Origin of the sequence: Capilliphycus salinus ALCB114379, assembly GCF_047276495.1 — a bacterium.
In the GTDB taxonomy this organism is placed as follows: domain Bacteria; phylum Cyanobacteriota; class Cyanobacteriia; order Cyanobacteriales; family Microcoleaceae; genus Capilliphycus; species Capilliphycus salinus.
This window is the reverse complement of sequence record NZ_CP178543.1, coordinates 3,958,823-3,979,758: the sequence shown is the minus strand read 5'-3', so window position 1 is coordinate 3,979,758 and position 20,936 is coordinate 3,958,823. Positions and strand designations below refer to the sequence as shown.

Annotated in this window: 17 protein-coding genes and 1 pseudogene; 12 read left to right on the top strand and 6 right to left on the bottom strand. The window is 43.0% G+C overall.

Features of this window, described 5'->3' with window-relative positions:
• Window positions 1–17: 17 nt before the first annotated feature.
• The gene (locus ACL6C3_RS16540) at window positions 18–644 is read right to left on the bottom strand and encodes a hypothetical protein (RefSeq protein ID WP_413160028.1); all 627 of its coding nucleotides are present in this window, start codon (window positions 642–644) and stop codon (window positions 18–20) included.
• 330 nt (window positions 645–974) lie between these two features.
• Between ACL6C3_RS16540 and ACL6C3_RS16535 the strand changes: the two genes are divergently transcribed.
• The 4 genes from ACL6C3_RS16535 (at window position 975) to ACL6C3_RS16520 (ending at window position 7,011) form a co-directional block, all read left to right on the top strand.
• Window positions 975–1,379 carry a hypothetical protein gene (locus tag ACL6C3_RS16535; protein ID WP_413160027.1) on the top strand — a complete coding sequence of 135 codons (405 nt, stop codon included), beginning with the start codon at window positions 975–977 and terminating at the stop codon, window positions 1,377–1,379.
• 45 nt (window positions 1,380–1,424) lie between these two features.
• On the top strand, window positions 1,425–3,686 hold the full coding sequence (locus ACL6C3_RS16530) for an Ig-like domain-containing protein (protein WP_413160026.1): 2,262 nt from the start codon (window positions 1,425–1,427) through the stop codon (window positions 3,684–3,686).
• On the top strand, window positions 3,661–6,138 hold the full coding sequence (locus tag ACL6C3_RS16525; RefSeq protein WP_413168347.1) for an FG-GAP-like repeat-containing protein: 2,478 nt from the start codon (window positions 3,661–3,663) through the stop codon (window positions 6,136–6,138). Before ACL6C3_RS16530 ends, ACL6C3_RS16525 begins: the two co-directional genes overlap by 26 nt.
• A gap of 378 nt (window positions 6,139–6,516) precedes the next feature.
• Window positions 6,517–7,011 (top strand): hypothetical protein, encoded by a 495-nt coding sequence (locus ACL6C3_RS16520; protein ID WP_413160025.1) that lies wholly within the window; start codon window positions 6,517–6,519, stop codon window positions 7,009–7,011.
• 405 nt (window positions 7,012–7,416) lie between these two features.
• Here ACL6C3_RS16520 and ACL6C3_RS16515 read toward each other — a convergent pair whose 3' ends face one another.
• The 3 genes and pseudogenes from ACL6C3_RS16515 to ACL6C3_RS16505 form a co-directional block, all read right to left on the bottom strand.
• Window positions 7,417–7,647, bottom strand: a complete 231-nt coding sequence (locus tag ACL6C3_RS16515) for a helix-turn-helix domain-containing protein (protein ID WP_413160024.1) — start codon at window positions 7,645–7,647, stop codon at window positions 7,417–7,419.
• Between the two features lie 168 nt (window positions 7,648–7,815).
• Window positions 7,816–8,460: a hypothetical protein gene (locus ACL6C3_RS16510; protein WP_413160023.1), complete on the bottom strand. Its 645-nt coding sequence runs from the start codon at window positions 8,458–8,460 to the stop codon at window positions 7,816–7,818.
• A 148-nt stretch (window positions 8,461–8,608) separates the two neighbouring features.
• Window positions 8,609–9,074: pseudogene (locus ACL6C3_RS16505) on the bottom strand (glutathione peroxidase).
• Between the two features lie 349 nt (window positions 9,075–9,423).
• On the opposite strand from ACL6C3_RS16505, the gene ACL6C3_RS16500 reads away from it, so the two are divergent.
• The 3 genes from ACL6C3_RS16500 (at window position 9,424) to ACL6C3_RS16490 (ending at window position 13,419) form a co-directional block, all read left to right on the top strand.
• Window positions 9,424–11,301 (top strand): tetratricopeptide repeat protein, encoded by a 1,878-nt coding sequence (locus ACL6C3_RS16500; RefSeq protein ID WP_413160022.1) that lies wholly within the window; start codon window positions 9,424–9,426, stop codon window positions 11,299–11,301.
• A 193-nt stretch (window positions 11,302–11,494) separates the two neighbouring features.
• Window positions 11,495–12,844, top strand: coding sequence for a TIGR03985 family CRISPR-associated protein (locus tag ACL6C3_RS16495; protein ID WP_413160021.1), 1,350 nt, complete (start codon window positions 11,495–11,497; stop codon window positions 12,842–12,844).
• Between the two features lie 41 nt (window positions 12,845–12,885).
• Window positions 12,886–13,419, top strand: a complete 534-nt coding sequence (locus tag ACL6C3_RS16490) for an HD domain-containing protein (RefSeq protein ID WP_413160020.1) — start codon at window positions 12,886–12,888, stop codon at window positions 13,417–13,419.
• A gap of 75 nt (window positions 13,420–13,494) precedes the next feature.
• Here ACL6C3_RS16490 and ACL6C3_RS16485 read toward each other — a convergent pair whose 3' ends face one another.
• Window positions 13,495–14,025, bottom strand: coding sequence for a dihydrofolate reductase family protein (locus ACL6C3_RS16485; protein ID WP_413160019.1), 531 nt, complete (start codon window positions 14,023–14,025; stop codon window positions 13,495–13,497).
• A gap of 344 nt (window positions 14,026–14,369) precedes the next feature.
• On the opposite strand from ACL6C3_RS16485, the gene ACL6C3_RS16480 reads away from it, so the two are divergent.
• Window positions 14,370–14,501: a hypothetical protein gene (locus tag ACL6C3_RS16480; protein ID WP_413160018.1), complete on the top strand. Its 132-nt coding sequence runs from the start codon at window positions 14,370–14,372 to the stop codon at window positions 14,499–14,501.
• A gap of 92 nt (window positions 14,502–14,593) precedes the next feature.
• Window positions 14,594–14,839 carry a hypothetical protein gene (locus ACL6C3_RS16475; RefSeq protein WP_413160017.1) on the top strand — a complete coding sequence of 82 codons (246 nt, stop codon included), beginning with the start codon at window positions 14,594–14,596 and terminating at the stop codon, window positions 14,837–14,839.
• A gap of 129 nt (window positions 14,840–14,968) precedes the next feature.
• Here the strand turns inward: ACL6C3_RS16475 and ACL6C3_RS16470 are convergent, their stop codons facing one another.
• Entirely contained in the window at window positions 14,969–15,451 is a 483-nt protein-coding gene (locus ACL6C3_RS16470; RefSeq protein ID WP_413160016.1) for a GUN4 domain-containing protein, read from the bottom strand.
• A 513-nt stretch (window positions 15,452–15,964) separates the two neighbouring features.
• Here ACL6C3_RS16470 and ACL6C3_RS16465 point away from each other — a divergent pair.
• Genes ACL6C3_RS16465 through ACL6C3_RS16455 form a run of 3 tightly spaced genes read left to right on the top strand, consistent with a single transcriptional unit; the run spans window position 15,965 to window position 20,895 of the window.
• Window positions 15,965–17,284: a hypothetical protein gene (locus ACL6C3_RS16465; RefSeq protein WP_413160015.1), complete on the top strand. Its 1,320-nt coding sequence runs from the start codon at window positions 15,965–15,967 to the stop codon at window positions 17,282–17,284.
• Window positions 17,285–17,328: 44 nt separating this feature from the next.
• Window positions 17,329–18,456 carry a DUF1822 family protein gene (locus ACL6C3_RS16460; protein WP_413160014.1) on the top strand — a complete coding sequence of 376 codons (1,128 nt, stop codon included), beginning with the start codon at window positions 17,329–17,331 and terminating at the stop codon, window positions 18,454–18,456.
• Window positions 18,457–18,501: 45 nt separating this feature from the next.
• On the top strand, window positions 18,502–20,895 hold the full coding sequence (locus ACL6C3_RS16455) for a CHASE2 domain-containing protein (protein WP_413160013.1): 2,394 nt from the start codon (window positions 18,502–18,504) through the stop codon (window positions 20,893–20,895).
• The last annotated feature ends 41 nt before the right edge of the window (window positions 20,896–20,936 follow it).

The window sequence follows — 20,936 nt, the reverse complement described above, 5'->3', positions numbered from 1 at the left end:
TTTAAATCAGAACACGATCATCCTTGAATTTGGTTTTTTATTTCAACCGAGAACTGCTTGATACATCGTTGATAAAAATCCGATAGCGTTGAAATTTTTATCCCCAAATCCGTCGAAATTTTTTCCCAGCTTTCCTCTTCGACAATACGACGCCTGAATAGTTCTTTAAAATTGGCTTGAGGATAACCCCGAATCGATTTGCTGGCAAAAATCCCATTGGAGTCTTCCTCTATCGATTCTCGAACTAAATCCGATAAACTCGGAGAAGTATTACCCCCATCCCAATTGGGTTGAATAGTTTGATTTTTTTTTCCCATGACTTCCCTCACCGCTTCCGGAAAAAATCGTATTTCTAAAAGAAAATTTACCCATCGCATCACCGGAGCCTTATCCGGGTTATACCGATCAATATTAGTGCAAATATAAAGCATAAGATTTTGAACCGCAATCTCATAAATTTCTTGATAACGATCGGGAAATTGACTCGGACGAGGGTGACACAACCGACCCGAATTTAAAAGTTCTTGAGTCAGTCGAGTCAGCGCAAGGCGTCGAGAACGACTTCGACGAGGGTGTTGCTGGGCTGTCAAAGCCAACTGTTTGAGATATTCGTCCTGCTCTAGATAGTGATCTCGTGAGTCCACAATTCGTGTTACTCCTTTGAGGTTGACCGCCACCACTACGGTCTTTTACTTCTCTATCAAAAAGCAAAGGCAGATTTTACGTCAAGTCAGTCAGAGATTAACATAATTTGATCTCAGATGTCCTCGGTAAGCACCAAAGCCAAGCCCTGAACTGTTTTCAGCCCCAAGTTGCCAAAAAAATTCCGCCTCATCCGTAAAAATACGGAAGCCAAACCGATAGAGAAGACAAAGCCGGAAAACCTTCCGAGCCATAACCGGTTCTCAGGGGGTTCAGGGTGCATTGACTCTCTGATGCACTCTCGTTTATGCGAGCAAAAGGAGTTTAGACCGATGAGGCCATCTGTACTTAACATCTACTCAACCCGCCAACAACAGAACCCCCCATTATCTTCTGGGGCGAAAACTAACACTTGGTCTGGGGAAAATTGGGGTCAATTCCAATCACCAAAATTGAACTCAAATTCCACCTCAAACCCCGAGCTAATTTTGACTCAACTTCGCTTAGAAGCCATTGAATCTGAACTAGCGAGGGCTTGTTATCTCTATCGCCAACTCTGTGAGGAATTTGATGGAATTTCCTTACAAAATCAAGAAAATTATCGGGTATCTCTAGACATAGAACGAGAAGAAATCTCTCGGGAAATTTTCGCGATTATCAATCAAATCGCCGAGCTTGAACTCGAACGAATTAACCTACAAGTCAAGCTTAATTTCCTCACCGATAACCAAGAATAAACTCAATTCTATTCGATCAACCTTCAACTTTCCAGGGGCAAACTTATGACGAGTCTTCAAGAAAATGTGTTTTTTGACACCCAAAGCACGGGAATTTTAGTGGGAACTTCCAGTTCCGATCAACTTTTAGGACTAGAAGGCAACGACCTCATTTTTGGGGGAGAAGCAGCCGATCAACTCTTTGGAAATTCCGGCTTTGATACCATTTACGGACACCAAGACGACGATAGAATTTATGGCGGTTCTGAAGATGATTTTCTGTTTGGAGGACAGGGCAATGATATCATCTTTGGGGATGCCGGAAATGACATCATTTATGGAAACAAAGGAACAGATATTCTCATCGGGGGCGAAGGAGAAGACATATTTGTTCTAGAAATTGGCTCCGGTAACTTTAGCGTCACAACCACCGACCTCATTATTGATTTTAACGTCGCCGAAGACCAGATCGAGTTGCGGGATGGACTCACCTTTGAAGATCTCAGTTTAGAAGGAACCCCCGCAGGAGATACCCTAATTCGAGACACCAACTCCGGGGAAATGTTGGTATTATTGCAAGGGGTAGATTCTAGTTCTTTAAGCGAAGAAATCTTTATTCAACCCCCCGATCCGGTCAACATTAATCAACCGATTACCCTCTCTTTAGCCAACGATACCGGACGAGATAATCGCGATAATATTACATCCGATCCCACCCTAACCGGAACAGTCCTCAATCCTCAGGAAATTGCCGGACTAGAAATCAGTTTGGGTGAAGAATTTGTTCCCATAGAAACCGTAATTGCTGAGGATGGTTCCTTTACGCTGACTCCAGACCAGCTAGAAGAAGCCTTAAATATTTCCTTGACCGACGGCATTTATAACCTACAATTACGAACCGTCGATCTTTCGGGATTGCCATCGCCAGAAATAGCCGAAATTAGAGTTGTGATTGCACCCGATGAGAACAATATTCTCCCCGGAGAATTGATCCCACGCGGAACAGATTTTCTAGAACCAACAATTACCGCCCAATTAGCCAACGATACCGGAACAAACGATAGCGATGGAATCACCTCAGACCCGACAATAACAGGAACAGCAAGCGATAACTTTGGCATTGGAGGAATAGAAGTTAGTATTGGAGAAGAATTCGTTCCCATACAAACCAATATCGCCGCAGATGGTTCATTTACCCTAACGAAAGACCAATTAGAATCCACATTCAATACTTCCTTAGTAGATGGCAGCTATAGCTTCTTTTTACGAGCCGTTGATACCTCAGGATTGCGATCGCGAGAATTCACAGAAGTCAGCTTTACCTTAGATGACGAACCGCCAACAATTACCGCCCAATTAGCCAACGATACCGGCGATAGTAATAGCGATCGCGTAACCACCGACGCAACCATTATCGGAACCGTTAGCGATGACAATGAAATCGTCGCTTTACGAGCAGGAACAGATAATAATTTATTAAATGTCACCAATCAATTAGAATCAGACGGACGCTTCGAGTTTGACCCGTTGCAGGTCGAAGCCTTCTTAGGAGAAACTTTAGTTGAGAACACCACTTACACCTTAAAACTCGAAGCCGAAGATGAGTTTGGTCTGGTTTCTCAAACCACAGTTAGTTTCACATTCGCAGATATCCCAGACGAAACAATCCCAGAAATTGAGCTTCCGCCTCCCGAAGAAGTTGAGATGATCAACGATGATGATGACAATGAAATGCCTCCTAGAATGGAAATGGAGGAGCGGGAAGTTACCGAAGATCCGGGTAATACAGTGGAAGATGCTGCCGGTATTGCGGTTAGCTCCAATACTCTGGTATACAGCGAGGAAGTCAGCGAGGGTGATTCCGAAGACATCTATGCTTTCACATTGGGAGCGTCAAGCAATATTTCCATAGACCTGAACGGTTTGAGTGGCGACGCCGATCTATTCTTATTGGATAGTAATGAAACCATTCTTGACAGTTCCGAGGCGATCGGAATTACTCCAGAGTCCATTACTCGACCCCTCGAAGCCGGAACCTATTATATTCAAGTCAAATCCTTTGACGGAGAGACAACAGACTACGATCTCAACGTTGCCTTTACCTCTCGCATTCCCGGTGTTGATCTGACGGGTTCAGAGGCGGAGGGAGGATTGTTTACTGATACTTCCAGTTCACTGATCGGTTTACAACCCCCTCCGAGCAATCCCGATACCAATACTTTCCGCACCGATCCCCGGTTCGCAGGTATTGATGGAAGTGGGTTCTCAGTGGTCGTGATCGACACTGGAATTGATGTAAACCATCCGTTCTTCGGGGCCGGACAATGACGGAGATGGTGTTGCAGATCGCATTGTTTATCAGTATGACTTTGCAGATGACGATCCCGATGCCTCTGATACAAATGGACACGGTTCCAATGTCACAAGTATTGTCGCTTCTCAAGATAGTACCTATACCGGAATGGCTCCGGGAGCGAATATTATTCACCTCAAAGTTTTCAAAGATGGATCTGGCAGCTATCTGTATGAAGATCTTGAACAAGCCTTATCCTGGGTAGTAGAGAACACAGAGGAGTTCAACATTGCCAGTGTCAATATGTCGCTGGGTAGTACCATTAATCTGTCAGATACCATAACACCAGAATTATTGTCTGATGCCATTGGCGATCCAACTCGACCAAACCCTGTAGGAGAAAGGGCTGAAGACTTTGTGGGGACTTCACAACTTTTAGAACAAATTGTTGCCAAGGATGTTATTGTTGTTTCCGCATCAGGTAATAGCTTTTTTGACTTTGGCGGTATACCGGGTGTAGTTTATCCTTCGGCAGATATTAACTCTCTGTCAGTCGGTGCAGTCTGGGATAGTCAAAATGATTTTATATCCTGGGCTAGTGGTGCGGTTGACTTTACCACCGATGTTGATCGCATTGCCAGTTTCTCTCAACGCGACCCAGTATTAACTGATATCTTTGCGCCAGGGCCATTTAGTACGGGAGCCGATGCGAATGGCGGAATCGTCACTCAAGGAGGAACCAGTCAAGCGGCGCCTCACATTGCGGGAATTGCGGCTCTGGCTCAAGAATTAGCAGTGCAAGAACTCGGACGCCGTTTAACTTTTGAGGAATTCCGCACGTTAATTCGAGATACAGGTGAGACGATCTTTGACGGGGATGATGAGGATGATAACGTTTTCAATACCGGAGCAGAATACAAACGGGTTGATGTGTTGGCTTTGGGTGAAGCAATTTTAGAACTCGATCCGACAACAGAACCTCCAGAAGAACTCGGTTTAGTTCGTTATGATTTTGCTTACCTCTACGATGGCGAAAGCTTTGATAACGATTACTACCTCGGTTATACCTACGCCGAACCCGGCACCTTTAACCTCAACACCTACTACGATGTCTTCTCTGAAAATAACGAAACAGCTTCTAACGGCTTGTATTTCGTGTTTGATGATAGCGGCGAAGTTTCAGGCGATGCTATCTTAAATGAGGTTTATGTAGAGGCTTACTTTGATCGAGATGCTAGCGGCGAAGTCTACACACCGTTCTACTTTGAAAACGGCTTTGCTTCCGGCTTAGAGGGTCTGGGTAGCGAGTGGGATTTCATCAGTTTAGAAGATGGAACCTTCGACGACTTTGGTTTAGATTTTTATGAGGCTGACGGAGTTGAGCAGATCTTTAGTAACACCCGCTTTACCCGAACCGACTATCCCGCCAATAGCGAACCTGGACGTATGGTGAATGGGGATTTAGATAATGATGGCGCCGATGAATTAATTGTTGCCAATACTGACGATTTTGATAGCGGTTTCTCTATCCTATTTAATGAAGGAGATGGGACCTTTGAACGACCGATTGATTTTACAACCGATTTCTTCTCATCCGGTGCGGGAGATGATCCTTCCTTAGATGTGGGTGATATTGATGGGGATGGTAACATGGACTTGATTGCTGTTAACCCAGACACCGATGAGGTTTCCATCTACTTTAATGACGGTGAGGGTGACTTATCAAGTCCTTCAACCTTTGATGCAGGCGATCGCCCGGTTATTACCGAAACGGCTGATATTGATAGCGATGGTAACACCGACGTTGTGTTGATCAACTCCGAATTTAATGAGTTTGGTGTTGGCTACGAGGGAGACAGCCTATCGGTGCTGTTTAACCGAACCGATGATAGTGTTTTGACTTTGACAGCAGGCGAAGGGGTTACTGATGTGGTTGCGGCTGACATAGATGGCGATGGCGATGTAGACTTGGCGACCGCAAACGAAGTGGAGGATACCGTATCGGTACTATTCAATCTCGGAAATATCAGATTTACTTCAGCGTTTACCTTCGATGTCGGAGATCGACCGGTGAGTATTGTAGCCGATGATTTTGATGGCAACGGTACCATCGATCTGGCGACGTCTAACTTTGGTTCGGATACCGTTTCTGTATTACGAAATAGTGGCAATGGCTTCTTTGCTCCGGCTACTACTTTTGAAACCAATGAGTTTCCAAGTACCATGAGTTCAGCCGATCTTGATGGAGATGGCGACTTCGATCTGGTGATGCGAAATTCGGTGTTCTTTGATGATGGCGATCGCGAAGGAAACTCCATTTCTGTTCTTCTCAATAATGGCAATGCTACATTCAACTCTCCCCTCAGTTTTACCGTTGGAGAAGTACCGGTTGGACTGATCGTTGAAGATCTCGATGGTAACGGTAAGCTCGATATTGCCACATCCAACTTTGACAGTCAGGATGTAACGGTTTACTTACAGTCTTAAGCGGTCTGAGATCGAGTTCGGTCGTCTTAACTTTTAAATAACTTTTTCGGGTAATCTTGTTGAAGATTGCCCTTATTTTATTGAGTTTCTAAAATTCTGCAATCCGGTTTTTTCCCGAGCCACAGCACTGTTATTTAGGATTGAGATTAAGGTTGAACTGTATTCGCAATTTTCAACTGGCAACAGCCCTAAACCCAAGCTGATGACCTGTTGAGATGATATCCGACTCATCAATAATCCCGCCCCTACCCCATAACACGGATTAATTAACCCGAGCGAGTATCACTTGCATAAGTGGATGTTTTTCGGAGATATGTTGACTTGGAAATCGCTAAATCTCTGCGTTTCCCAACAGTCATCCATCTACTTAACTTTCAGATGAAGATTACGAAATTTTTCCCATCAGGGTTGTTGGGCTTAGTTGGCATTTTTTTGCTTAATTCTACGGCTGTTTTTGCTGAATCTATACCGTCTATTTCTAGTCGTTCCGCCTCAACTTCTGACCTAAAAATTCACTTTCAAGCACCCCGTTCAACTTCGGATGTTGCAGACAATGGAACGCCAACATCTGAGGGAACAGGTTCTAGCGGTAGAAGCCCCTGTGTGGCTGTAGATCTTGGCTTAAATGGGTTAGTTTGTCAACCGAATTCTCTGGCTTTAACGGCTTATCCTTCCGGTTTTTTTGTGGATGTACTTTATCCGGGGGTTGGGCTTGACTTCAGTCTGTTTTCAATTGATACAACACAAGTTAATAACCTCTTGGAAATGTTTGTTTTCAGCTTCCTCAACCGCCTGGAATTGTTAGAATTCCCTTTCCCAAACCTCACAAAGCTTTGCAAGTCGCTCAAAAGTATCGCGGGGTTTTTTAGCTAAATTTTGTCCGGAGTCTAACGGGTGTATCTTCATAATTTTTAGGCGGATTTAAGCGAGGCGACTCCCCTCGAAAAAGTTGCCATTTATGCTAAACACGGTTTGTAATATAATGCTATTAATCTGTTGGCGACTCTACAACAAACTGTTCCCCAAAACCCTCAACTCAAAACCTTTTGGGTACAGCTTTTGAAAGCAAAAAAAAGGCTCATCTACAACGGATTAATCGGAAATATCATTCAAGACTGCTCGCCCCTCTTTGGAGAATTGATCGGCTTTTCGGTCAATCGATCAATCTCCTCTGGGGAATTTTAACCGTTAAGATCTGGCGAGTGTTGAAGCGGGAATAAATCACCAAAAACAGCGAAAAAATGCCGAATAATTATGCTGTATCTTTGATGAATCATCTTATTTGTTAAAATACTTTTCTAACAAATCTTCCCCATCTTCGCCCATTTGTTCTAACTGGCGTTGAATCAGCATTAAAGCCATTCGAGTCGGTTTTGTGCGTCCGTTTTCCCAATTGTTAACGGTTTGAAACACAACACCAAACTTTTGCCCAAACTTCTCTTGTGATAAGCCTAAACGGTTTCTGAGCGTGCGAATAAGAACGGGAATTTCGGAGGTAGTTACTGACATAGCTATAGACAAACTCTATCTTCAAGATAGACAATTTAAACGGATAAAGTCAACCGTAGTTTCACTAATATTTTGAAGCTTTAGCAATTTCAAAACAAGAATATTTTCAGTAAAATTACGGAAGATCTTCCCGAAGTCCAAATAAACGACTACCTCCGCCACCGCAGACTAACGAGGGCCGGCCTCGATCGCACTATTTACAATGGCTTTCAACTCCTCTAGAGAGCTATTCGTCAGGACGATCCGATAGAGAACCCCTTCATATTTCCACTCAACTATACCCGAACAGTAGGTTTTACAACTCTTATAATAAAACCCTTCAATACCATTAGCCAGCGACACGGTTTGATATTTGTTTCTCGAGTCCGACTCAGGAGGACGTGGAGTAAAGAACCCCGAAGACTCCGCACTCATTCCCCCATGAATACAAGCCGTAGCCCGACAGTTTTCGTTGGCTGAAAAACTGATAAAATAACCCGTGGGATGAACTTGTCCCTCAAAGTACATACTGCCACGACGGGAGGGCATACTGGAGGGGAGTAAAATCGGAACGGCGACTTGGGGTTTAAATTGTTCGGTCATTTCTTCGACGGGAAATTCAAGATCTGCTCGAACTAATGGAGAAAAAAATAATGAAGGCGTGACCACAAAAGTTAAACCGGCTAAAAAAGTAAAGACTCGGTTTTTCCACAGGGTTTTACTCAAATGAGCGTTCATCATCAAAAGTTCTCCCAACGATAGCGAATTAACTTCTATTCCCAGTTTAGAATTCTCGTCAGCCAATGGCAAACCGGAGAACTTGTGAACTTTCACCCCAAAATAGGCTTACAAATCTCACGAACTTGTCTAAATTTCCAGCAGCGGAATTCCTGGAATGTTCCCGAAAAAATCAAAACAACGACCTACAAACCCAATCAACTTGTTTGTAGATCGCCGCTTCCCCGTATGTCGAAGACTAAATCTAGCCCAATGCTTTCTCGATTTCGGCTCGTAAATGGGCATCATCTGGGGCGACTTGAGGTTCAAAACGAGCCACAACTTCACCCGTGCGTCCGACTAAAAACTTGCCAAAATTCCAGGCAATATCCGGCCCCTTCACCGATGAGAAACTTGTACAACGGACTCCGCTTGGAACCGTTAACATCCTGCTTTTCTAGCAAGGTAAAATCAACCTCATAATTCTTTTGAGTAAAGGTTTTGATTTCTTCAGGACTACCGGGTTCTTGACCTCCAAATTGATTGCAGGGAACACCGACAATTTCCAAGCCCCGATCGCTAAATTCTTGATGGAGTGCCACCAAACCTTTATACTGAGGTGTGAGGCCACATTTGCTGGCAACATTGACAAAAAGGACGACTTTATTTGCCAGAAGTTCGGGCGAAAGCGGTTTTCCTTCGAGCGTTCTTAGATCGGTGGGTAAAGGCATATCTTATTAGATCTCTAACTACAGGTCTTATTATCAGCTATTGAGGGGACAAAATAACGAAAGTTTGAATTCTCACTGACGGATAGGAAAGGCCCGAGATGAATGCAGGGTTAAAAATGGAGTAAAATTCAATCGACGCGGGCTGATGAATCTGGTAAACTGAATCAGGGACATTTTAAAGATTTGGTTGGTTTGAAAATGAAGACCGACCCGTTTCAACCCGAAGTTGCTCTAATTTAAAATTAACCGCCCTTAGAGCCAGGTTGTCCGCTCAAAGCCGCAAATCCAACTCAACAGTACAAACCAACTCCCATTATTTTTAGTTGCTAAAAACGAGGTTAACCCGACAATGAATTCCCCAACCGATCGCGATCGCTATATCACCTTTATCGAAGATATTGTCGCCAGTATTCTCAAAGGAAAAATTGCTTCTAAAGAATTAATCTACCGGCGTTTAGTCGATGAAGTCAAACCCGGAACCGGAGAAATTTTTGAGCGATGCTTGATGGAAAAAATCGCTTCTTTTGAGTCGGTGGTTCAAAGCGAATCCGATGAACTCAAACAAGCAAAAGCCACCCGACAACTCCGTGCTGTTAAAATGTTACAACAAGCGTGGGAACAATGGCAAAAAAACCATCAAGCCGAAAATCAATGTAGCGTCGCCGTTCGACAAATTCTAGACGCCAAAGCCGACGAACGACTTGGGGTTCTCCTCCAAATTCTCGACCCCAATCAATCCTATGTTTTCAAACATCCGCAAATTCGACAACTGGCTCAATCCCTTCAGCAAGAAGCCGAGGGGTTAACGGATGAGTCGGAAGCCTTTGAACTGCGCCAGTACGCCTCAGGACTGCTATTCGGTATAACCTCCGTCAACGAGTTAGAACCCCATTTAATCAGTTGGGTTTATGAACTTCCCAACAGCGCCCTCGGTTTTGGAGAGGTTTCCGCCACTAATGGCCCATGGAACCGTTGGGCGAAACAAGTCAGCAATCCGCTGGCCAAAGAATTATTTACCAAACAAGCTCAAAACCAATCGGCGGCTCTGGTCGCTCAAGCGGATCATACCATAGATTGGAAGGCTTGGGTCGGGTTAATGGTGTTGATGCGCGACTTACAAACCGGTTTGGTGACTTGGTTCGATAAACAAGCCTACAGCGCCAAAGCGGGACAGAATTTGTCCGGTGTAACTTTTATGGTGTTTGCGATGGTTTGGTGCGAACTCAGTCGGGGTTTTCAAACGGCATCCCCCCAAGGGGAAAAAGAACGTTTATCTCAGGCTTGTTTTCAAATGAGTTTGCAAATTTTACGGGCTTTTGCTCAACGGGATAATTTTCCCCTTTATGGCGGTGTATTTGCTTCATTTTCCGGCGAGAGTTTCCGAGAAACCATTCATTACCTCGACCAACCGTTAAAATATGTGGAAAATGTTCAAGAAAAAGCTCGGATTCTGACCGTTTTAGGTTATTCTCAGCAGTGGATGGGCAACTTCAAACAGGCGTTAAGTTTTCATCAAGAGGCTTTAGAATTGGCTCGTCAGACAGAAGATCGCGGCTGTGAAGTGGCGAATTTGAATCATTTGAGTCGGTTAAATTTGCGACAAAAAGACTATTCTCAAGCGATTACTTTTGCTCAACGGGCGTTAATTTTATCCCGACAAATTGGCGATCGCTTTGGGGAAGCCCATTGTTTGGTTAGTTTGGGTTTTTGTGAAGTTCTCATCGCCCGACAAGAACGGGCGGTTACGTTTGAGGAGTTAGAATCATCCATAAACTATCTCGAACAAGGTTTAAAATTATCGGAAAAATTTCAAGATTTGCTCAATCAAGCTTTGAGCGCGATCGGTTTGGGAATTGCCTATGTAACGGTGGAAAAACCGACCCAAGCTGTACCGTTTTTAGAACAAGGATTATCCGTTGTCGGACAGGCTGGAGATCGGGATTTACAAGCTTTGGGTTGTGCTTATTTGGGCGAAGCTTATTATCAACTCAAGCGGGAAGATTTGGCGGTTTATTATGCTAGTTTGGGAATGTATTTGCTCGAACAGCGAGGGAATATTCAATGGCGACAAGCGGCGGCGTTAGTGACGATTTTACAGGGGAAACTCGGAGCAGAAAATTTTCAAAAATTTCTCTCTCAATATCGTTCTCAATTCATCGCTCAAATCGGCATTGATGGTTACGATTATTTACCGAGTTTGATCGAACGTTATCGACAAGAAACTTGATGAAAATTATCATACGGCTTGGGGATTGAAGATTCATCTGTTGGCAAGTGATTCGCTAAAATATCGGCAGTGCGTCCCCGTCGGACTCTGGGAAGCGGATTTTTCCAAAATTTGAAACCATCGGAACTGGAAATAGGAAGTTAGGTCTTCCAGTCCATGATAAGCTCAAATTACATCAAGTTGGAATTGTTGAATGTTGCAGTTTGAAGCCAGTCCCCAACCCGAACTCTTGCAATGGTTAGCCAGAGGTTCCCTCAAACAAAACTTATTGAGAGCGATTCGTTTGTGGGCGTGGCTGCACAGTTTGTATGGCAACAAACAGCACCGTTTGATATTAGATGAACCCTTTACTTTTGCCGACTGGCGCAATGCTTTTTTTAGTGGAAATCATCCCCGAGGAGAAACCGTACCGCCCTTACACGATCCCAACTGTGCTTGTGCAAAAACCGTTGCAGAATGGATATTCGATCCTCACTGGAACCTGCAGGAATTCCAATGGCGAAAAACCCTGCAACAACACGATGAAATTGCGAGCAACGAATTAGATGAATTGTTGCAGCAGCGACTTTTTGGAGTCACCCGCCGTTCCCTGCAAACCGATTTGCATATTTTGGCGGAATTGGGATGGTTAAAACGACTGGAAACCAAATATTATCGGGTGCAAGAATTTCCGACCTTACCCGTTAGCGAAACCTCGAATTTATATCAACCGCAAGCCCTTCCCGTTCTCAACCCCGACTTAGAATTAATCGCTCAAAATCTCTCTCAACCCCTCAACGGCGTGCAGCGATTTTTTATGGAAGTCGTGTATATTGTTTCTCCTGAAAAACAGGAGCGGGTTGAAGATTGGCAGGAACAATTCAAACTGCTTTGGCAAGAGAATCCTGTACCGCCCGTGCGATTAATTTATGATAGTTCTCGGGTCAAACAAACCGTTCGCTGTATTGTGTATCCGGTCTGTATTTATTACGCCCAACGAGCGGTTTATTTGTGCGGTTTTGGGCAAACACCCAATGGCAAAGGTCAATGGTACAATTACCGCTTGGATAAAATTTTGGAGATTGAGGTTTTATCTTGGGATGATTTAGATTTGCCTCAATTGTTGTGGGAATATTATCAAAAAAAGAAGTTACCGACTCCCGATGATATTCAGATGGAAATGGATGGAGTGGCTTGGGGTTTTGATTTCTATTTAGAACGTCGGGTAATGCTGTTGCGGTTCGACCGCCAGTTTAATGATTATTACATTGAGGGAACATTTCGCCATCAAACCTTTCAACCGATTTCCTATCAAGAAGCGGAACAATTAATTCTAGAACTAGGAGCAAGGGAGAAGCAACAATTACTAAAAATTCTTCATTCTCGCTCAAAAAATGACGCTTATTATCGGGTAAATTATCGGGAGGGAGACACTAACGTTGAATTGCGTCTGCGGTCTTGGCGGCCGAAAGTAGAAGTAATTTTTCCCCTCCAACTTCGTCAAAAAATCGCTCAAGAAGTGATGCAAGAAGCCCAACTTTATTCGGAAAATTGGAGTCAATAATTATGAAATAACCCCAATTAACCGAACGTTTTGAACAAGCTTTGGTTTACGCCCACCGCTTGCACATTCATCAAACTCGCCAAGTTGGAAATATTCCTTATATTTCTCATTTGTTGAGTGTTACCGCTTTGGTTTTAGAAGCGGGAGGAACTGAAGATGAGGCAATTTCGGCTTTGCTTCACGATAGTATTGAAGATCAAGGCGGTGAAAAAACTCGCGAAGAAATTCGTCAACGCTTTGGGGAGTCTGTTGTCAATATTGTTGATGGATGTACCGAGTCGGAAACGTTTCCTAAACCGCCTTGGAAAGAACGAAAGTTACGCTATTTAGCCCAAATTGAAACGGCGAATCCTTCGGTGCAGTTAGTCTCATTGGCGGATAAGTTACACAACGGGCGATCGCTTTTGTTAGAGTGCGATAAATTGGGTGATAAAATGTGGAAATTTTTTCCCGTTGGCAAAACAGAAATCCTCTGGTTTTATGACTCGCTATTGCCAATTTATCAGCGCACTTCCTATCTTAAATTGGCGGACGAGTTTCGCAAAGTTGTTAGCGGTTTGCACTCGTTTTTATAGATTTTAGTTTATAGATTTTAGTGGATAAATTTTTGGGAGAGCGGCTCCCCGCTCTGACTTCGGTTTTAGCAAGCCCTATCGCTCCCGCCTGTAGAAACTCTGAACCAGAGTATTGTTATAAATTTGGGTTTTCAGGTGTCTAAATTTTAGGCTTTGGGAAAGCTTTCCAAATAGAGGGAATCCCTCACCCAAAAGAATAGGAACTCTAGTGATAATCATCTCATCAATGAGATCTTCTTCCAGAAAACTCTGGATAACACCACCCCCATCAATGTATAAGTTGTGATATCCTTGTTCTTGCAATTGGGCAACGAGTTCTTTGAGATTTCCCCGGATAATTTCAGCTTTACCCTCAACGGATGAGGGAATATTTTTGAGATGATTACTTAAGACAAAAACGGGCTTTGGGTAGGGCCATTCTTCAAAGGTTAAAATCTTTTCAAAGGTGTTTCTTCCCATGACTAAAGCATCCATACCACTGATAAACTCGGTAAATCCATAATCGCTCCCTTCGGGATTGGGAATGTCGAATAACCAATCTAGCCCGCCATCTTTGGTCGCAATAAATCCGTCTAAGCTGGTTGCTATGTATACATATCTTGCCATTGAATTTCTCGGATTGAAATTGGTTGTACAGCGACATTTTAGCAACACCCGAGGAGGGGATATCCGGTCAATCCCCCTGGAAATAGCCACAGAGACCATTTTGAAGGCCACGCCGAGAGCGGGAGTTTATCGAAAACCAAAGAAATTTTCCAAACCCGCTTGACAAATATACAGACCTGTCTACATAATAGAAATATACAGACCGTTCTATATAAGGATTATCCCCCGAAATGAACCCCAACTGATCAAATTTATATTGAACCGCCATGAACCCACTGCAAAAATCACCCGTTTCCCAGACTTCAAACCCAAGTTTCACAGAAGCTTGCATAACGGCAATTGCAATGATTACCGCAATAGTTGTTCAAACTGAATTTGAACATCCTCAACCGACAGTGGGCATCGAACAAAACCTTTCATCCTTAACCGGGTGCAGCGTTGATCGGATGACAATTTCCGGTCAAGTCAGGCGATAAAGAAAGCGTTTTGAAATCTCGAAAAAGTTCTTCATTCCAAAGCAGTTCAGGATTTAATCCTCTCGATTTCATTATTTTTAGGAGAATTGATCATGCTTGGTAAAACCGTCAGATTCGCCCCTCAAAATAACATCGCCTTCAAACTTTCTGCTACGGTCGCGTTAATAACGATGAGTCTGATCGGCACAACAGATCAAACTCCGCCAATTTCTTTTAAGAGTAATGAAAATCAAGAAGTTAATCTGATCAAAGCCAAAAAAGTCTTTATTGACCGTTACGAAATGACAGATCAGACAACAGGTTCGGCGATTTTTGTCTCTCAAATTTCCCCGAAGTAATCTTTCAGTAATCGGACAATAGATCCGCGAATTGATGTCCGGCTAACTAGGGCAAGCCCTAGCAATCTTAATTAACCGGACATCAGATTACAAGAACTAATTTGGGCGATTTCAGATGAGTTAAGCGCTCTACAAACCGCAATCTTTCAATCGGGATACCAGAGTAGAAAATAACATTGCAGACTGTCTACCTTCACAGGACCATTCTTGCAATATATCCCACCCTTCGATATCAATATGAAGCTGACAAAATAGTGCGAATGGAAATTCAGCGTCCCGACATTGATTGTATTCTAACCATTTTCCTGACCTTCTCCAGCCCATCGTATCACCAAAAATCTTCCAAATATTCTCGTTATATTCAAGGCTTCCTCCCAGGTTTTGATAGATTTGCTTTTGCTTAGAAAAGCCATAGTTTTTATTGCTATGTGTCATCCAGAGTTGGTCAATGATACGCAGGTCGTCACAGGGAAACTTTTCAAGGCTTTGGATATCTAAGCAAGCCCTCTCGTCTTTACCTGCAATTTTCCGCATCAGTCGCAATGTTTCACCGTCTGCTTCCCGCCATTTAGCCTCGGCGAGAAGGGAGCGTAGGGAGTTGTAGTTAATCATAGATTCTGGGGTGGGATTTCGGTTGGTAAGATTTCAAGTTTTCACTAATTTTGAGCGATTACTTATTTGAGCTTATCACGCACTGGAAGACTCTGCTTCCGGTTTAACTTGAGAAGACAATCAAGATCTAAAGATAAAAGAAGTTTTTAATCCGAGAAGATGGAGGTTCTCGATAAAATCGAGAAAATGATCAAACAGAACAGTTCAACTGTTTCTAGCTGAAGTTATTAGAGATGAAGTTCCTATAATTTAGATGCGTAACAGCTTATCGCACTCTAACTAGATTGAAGATATCGTTTTTACTAACAGTTTGGCTAAACTTGTCCGGAAGAACCGATAACAAAAGTCCGTTGAAACCTTACCCAGTCCTCTAAAGAGGACTTGAACTTTCAGACAGAGATTTTAATCTCTGTAACTCTGTAACTGTAACTTGCATAAGTTCAGTCGTCCCTAAATATGTAGAAGTGGCAGGGAAAACGGATAGAGTTAAATTGGAGGTTACTTTATACTATCATGGGTTCTGCATTGCGATATTGGTGTTGGGTGAGGTTGGACGGAGGTGGTCAACGTCGGGTGGAAGAAATTCCCACCGCTAAAGCCTTCTTTCAACAACAGTTTTCCCGGTGGATGAACGATGATGTTCCAGACGCCGCCATTCAACGAAAATTAGTTGATTTTATAGGTTCAGAAAGTCAACTACAAGCCGAATTGTGTTTGCGGTGTTTTATTTCTCACCAAATCGATCAGACTTGTTTAGAATTGGCGAGACGGTTCGGAGAAAAGGGCGGTTTTAATCAAATAGATTTACTTCCTTTTGTTCTCGATGATGTTAAATTGCTTCAAGGTTCAAACCCACAAACAGAGACAAAATATGAATCCCTCGCCGACAAAATTATCCAAAAGTTCAACCCGGAAAAAGGTCAACTTAGCACCTGGACGGCGCGACTGGTCAAATCTCATCCGGAATTACGAAAGTTTCTTGAAGACTGCGGGATTTATCTGGAAACTGACTGGTCAATTCTCAATAATTTTTATCCTCAACAGTTAGAACGGTTACTCACGGAATTCTACAACTATAGCTCAACTCTAGCTCTAAAAGCCAGGGAAATTCTAGACAGTTATCAAGCCGTTTATTTGAGCGACCGTTTGCAACAAAACCGCTCCCGTTCCCGTTCTCGCTGTCAACCGCCAACGCCGGAACAGTTAAAGAGAATTCTAGCGGATTTAGAAGAAAAGGGAATCACAAATTACACGCGAAATTACCTCTTAGAACAGTTAGAATCTCTAGCCGAATTAATTCGGAAATCGCGTCAACCGAAACAAGAACCCATTCCAGATGATAACAACTATATTTTACCTCCTCCCGATGAAAGCGAGACAGAAATACAGGAGTTTTTGCAACGTTATCGTCAATTACTGATGACTCAACTTGACCAAGCAATTGTACAAGTTTTACAAGACCGTTTGAGTTACTTTCAAAGGCGAAGACCCCCAAAAGATAAAATCTTTATTCAAGGGTTACGATTATATTGTCAGGGTGAAAATATGGGCGAAATAGCCCAAAAAATTGGACTTAATAAACAATATGAAATTACCCGTTTATTGCAGTTAAAAAGGCTGCGAAAAGATATCCAGCAACGGTTACTGAGTACCTTGAAAGACCAAGTTGTTCAACTCGCAGGTTACTACACCGATTTGATTTCACTAGAACGTTTAGAACAGGCTATAGCCGCAGAAATTGACCGAATGATGGAAGAAGCCCAACGGGACACAATGAACCCAAATTGTTCTCGCGACAGCTTATTTTATCGCCGCCTCTCTCGTCATTTATAGTTTTGTATTTCAACCCGATAAACTTATAATTGGAAACAACAGCCATGAAAAACACAACGATGGAATCTAACCGCTTAAATTTCGGAAACTTCTTCGCAGAAGACAGTATTTCGCTAACCTTAGAACAGGTAAATTTAGCAGCAGATATGAGCCAAACTTTAGCAACCCGTCCCCGCCAACAATGGCAAGTTTATCTGAATATTTTAGCAAAATTGGGAACGATTGAATGGTTGCGGATGCGTTCGCCGGAGTTCATACAAAATCATTCAATTCAGTTATCAAACCCATCCGTTAATCAGGTTCAAGTTGGCAACTTCAGACTCAATTTAATTGTTACCGATAGTTCGATGAATTCTGAAGTTTGTGTTCCCCGAGTTTTTCTCGAAGATTCTATCAATCCATCCCAATTTTATCTGTTGGTGGAAGTGATAGAAGATTTACCCGTTGTCGAAGACTCGGAAGAACAGGTTAATGTTTCCGTATTGGGATATTTAACCCAAGCACAACTCAACCAACAGAGTCCAATTGTTCTCGATGACGAACTGGCGTTATTTTCAACAGATTGGTTTGAATTAAAACCCGATAAATTGTTGCTGTATTTGCGGTGTTTTGAACCCGAAACTGTTAGCAGTAAACAGCAGTTATCTCAAGCCGTTCAATCGGTTGTAAATGTTGCCAATTGGTTGACAAATCAGTTGGGTGAAATCGCACAAGAATTATCATGGACGCTATTACCTCCCCTTGCCTATAGTTCGGCATTTCGAGAGTTGAGAAGTCCAATAGAACTCTTTAGCGATGCCGTAACCGAGTTGAAAAATCAGGCTCAATTGGTCATACCTTTTGAGGCCAGAACCGCATACAAAGAATTGATTTGTGGTGAAATTCCCATGCGGTTGTACGCGACAATTTGGCGGATAGACACCGAACTAAACTCGCAAGAATGGGCGTTATTGCTGTTGCTCGCCGCTCAACCCAGTTCAAATTTACCTGTGGGAACTCAACTCACAGTTAGGGATGAATTGCAAGTGTTAGAAGCCCCGGTTCTCACCGACTCGACCCAAGATTATATCTATGCACAAGTCATTGGAGCCTACGATGAAAAGTTGCACGTGAGCATCAGTTTTCCCGATGGTAACGGAATTATCTTGCCTCCCTTTACTTTTGTCGGTTAAACTTTAAGATTAAGTTTTCACATCAACCTCTAACTTGTAATTATCATGCTCCAACTGCGGGTTCAACACCTGGAACAGTCCTGCCTCTTTGATTTATCCTGGGGGCAAGGACAGCGACTCTCAACTTCAGTTTCATTTCCCGAAAACACAATCAGTTCATACAAAGTATGGGTCGAAGCCTATCGGAACTTTTATCAAACTTTATCAGTAAATAAGTTTGGAAATACCGATCAGACTCTGCGGGGAAAATCAGCCAGTAGTGGGACGATTAATTCTTCTAAAATGGATTGGCACAGCCGTCTCGCCGATGCAGAAACTCAACTTTTACAGGACTTTCAAAAGTGGCTGCGGAGCGATAAACTGCATGAAATTCGAGCAACTGTATCTCAGGTTTGTCGAGCCGAGCCGGAATCAAAATCCGTTGACTTAATGATAGCTTGTAGCTCCCTTGAACTTGCCCGTTTACCTTGGGAAGTTTGGGAAATTGGAGCGGAATTTGGAACCACAGGTCGGATTAAAATTACTCGAATGCCGGTCAATATTCGCACCCCACCCGCTTCGATTCATTCCGAACGTTCTCGCGCTCGCATTTTAGCAATTATTGGTCAAGACCAGACTTTGAATTTTCAATCCGACGTGGAAACCCTGCAAGAAAAACTCAAACCTTTAGTCACGATAGAAACTGTGGGTTGGAAACCGGGCAAATCTCAGTCGGATTTGGAAGCAGAAATTAAGCAAGCCATTACCGATGAAAAAGGCTGGGATATATTGTTCTTTGCCGGACACAGTAATGAAAGAAAAATGGCCGGAGGAGAATTGGGGATTACGCCCGATCACCATCTGCAAATTACAGATATTTCTGAACAGTTAAAAGTGGCAAAAGATCGGGGGTTGCAGTTTGCTTTGTTTAACTCTTGTAACGGCTTGGATATCGCCGAGGCATTAATTGATTTGGGATTAAATCAAGTTGCAGTGATGCGAGAACCCATTCATAATAAAGTGGCTCAGGAGTTTCTCTTGGAGTTCTTACAAAATTTAGCCCAGTACAAGGATGTTCAAGAGTCTTTATCAACAACTTGTAAACTCCTAAAGCTTGATAAATCCTTCACCTATCCCTCAGCCTATTTAATTCCCTCTTTGTTTTGTTATCCCGACACCCAATGGTTTAGACTAAAACCTTCGGGATGGAAACATTTTTTCAAACAATTCTTTCGTCCAAAGCCCCACGAAATCATTGCCCTGGCTACTTTGTCCGTCTTGAGTTTGTTTCCTTTTGTTCAGTATCACCTACTCGAACAAAGAGTAATGATACAAGCTATTTATCGCGATCACACGGGTCAAGTCCCGGACAACTCTCCGGCGCTTTTTTTAGTTAAAATCGATAATTCTTCTTTGGAAGAAGGCGAATTGATCGATCCCGAACCTATTAGTCGTAAATACTTGGCTCGTTTGATTGATCAAGCCGCCAAACTTGATGTTAATGTTCTGGGTATCGATTACTTATTAAATATTAGCTGGCCCGAAGAAGATCAAGCCTTAGAAAAATCCCTGATGGCGATTAAAAGCGAGCAGAAAATTCAATCTATTTTCATCACCAGTCGAGACTCAAAAAATGAACGTCGCTGGACACTTCCCAAGTTTGCGGATAAAAAATGGCAAGGAGATAGCCGAGTTTGGGAAAATGGACGCTATATGACTTTGCTACCCTTGGAACACGAACAACGACCTTTTCCCCTAAGTTATCTCTTGGCATTGTCTCATAAAACTCGGGAATATCAAACCGATTCATTGGGGGAAATGAGTCCGAATTTGCTGAGAGATAACTGGTTTTCTCCCTGGATGCGTCCTCTACTTTTCACCCGGTATTTTTACCAATATTATCAATACTGGTTGCATCCGATTGTAGACTTTTCTATCCCTCCAAGTCGGGTTTATGAAAGCATTTCGGCTCAGGAATTCTTGGACACTCAACCGGAACAACTTCAAAAACGATACCCACAATCTGTGATTATGATTGTACCCGGAGGATACGCCAATGCCGGAATTAACCGCCCCGGAGAAGATAATTTTCCCGTCCCTCCCGCTTTCTGCTACTGGCAAAACAAATCCCAACCGAACCACCGCTGTCGCATTCTGTTGGGCGGAGAAATTCACGCCTACTTGTTTCATCATTTCCTAGAAAAAAAGTCGGTCGTACCCGTTCCAGACCTCTGGTTTTTATGGCTGTTTGCACTAGCCGCAAAAGGCTTAAAAGTTGCCGCAGAGCAATACGAAATCGATCAAAAAAAAGTTATTTTTTTTATTTTTGGAGGTACGCTTTTTTACGGTTTAGTCTGTTTACAAGTTTATGTTTATGCCTCGGTTTTATTACCGATTGTCATTCCAGTTTCTCTGGTCTGGATTTACTTTATACCCGAAGTTAACCTGAGAAAATCTTGATCATCTAATTTGTTCTTTGAAACCTAATTCATAAGGAGATT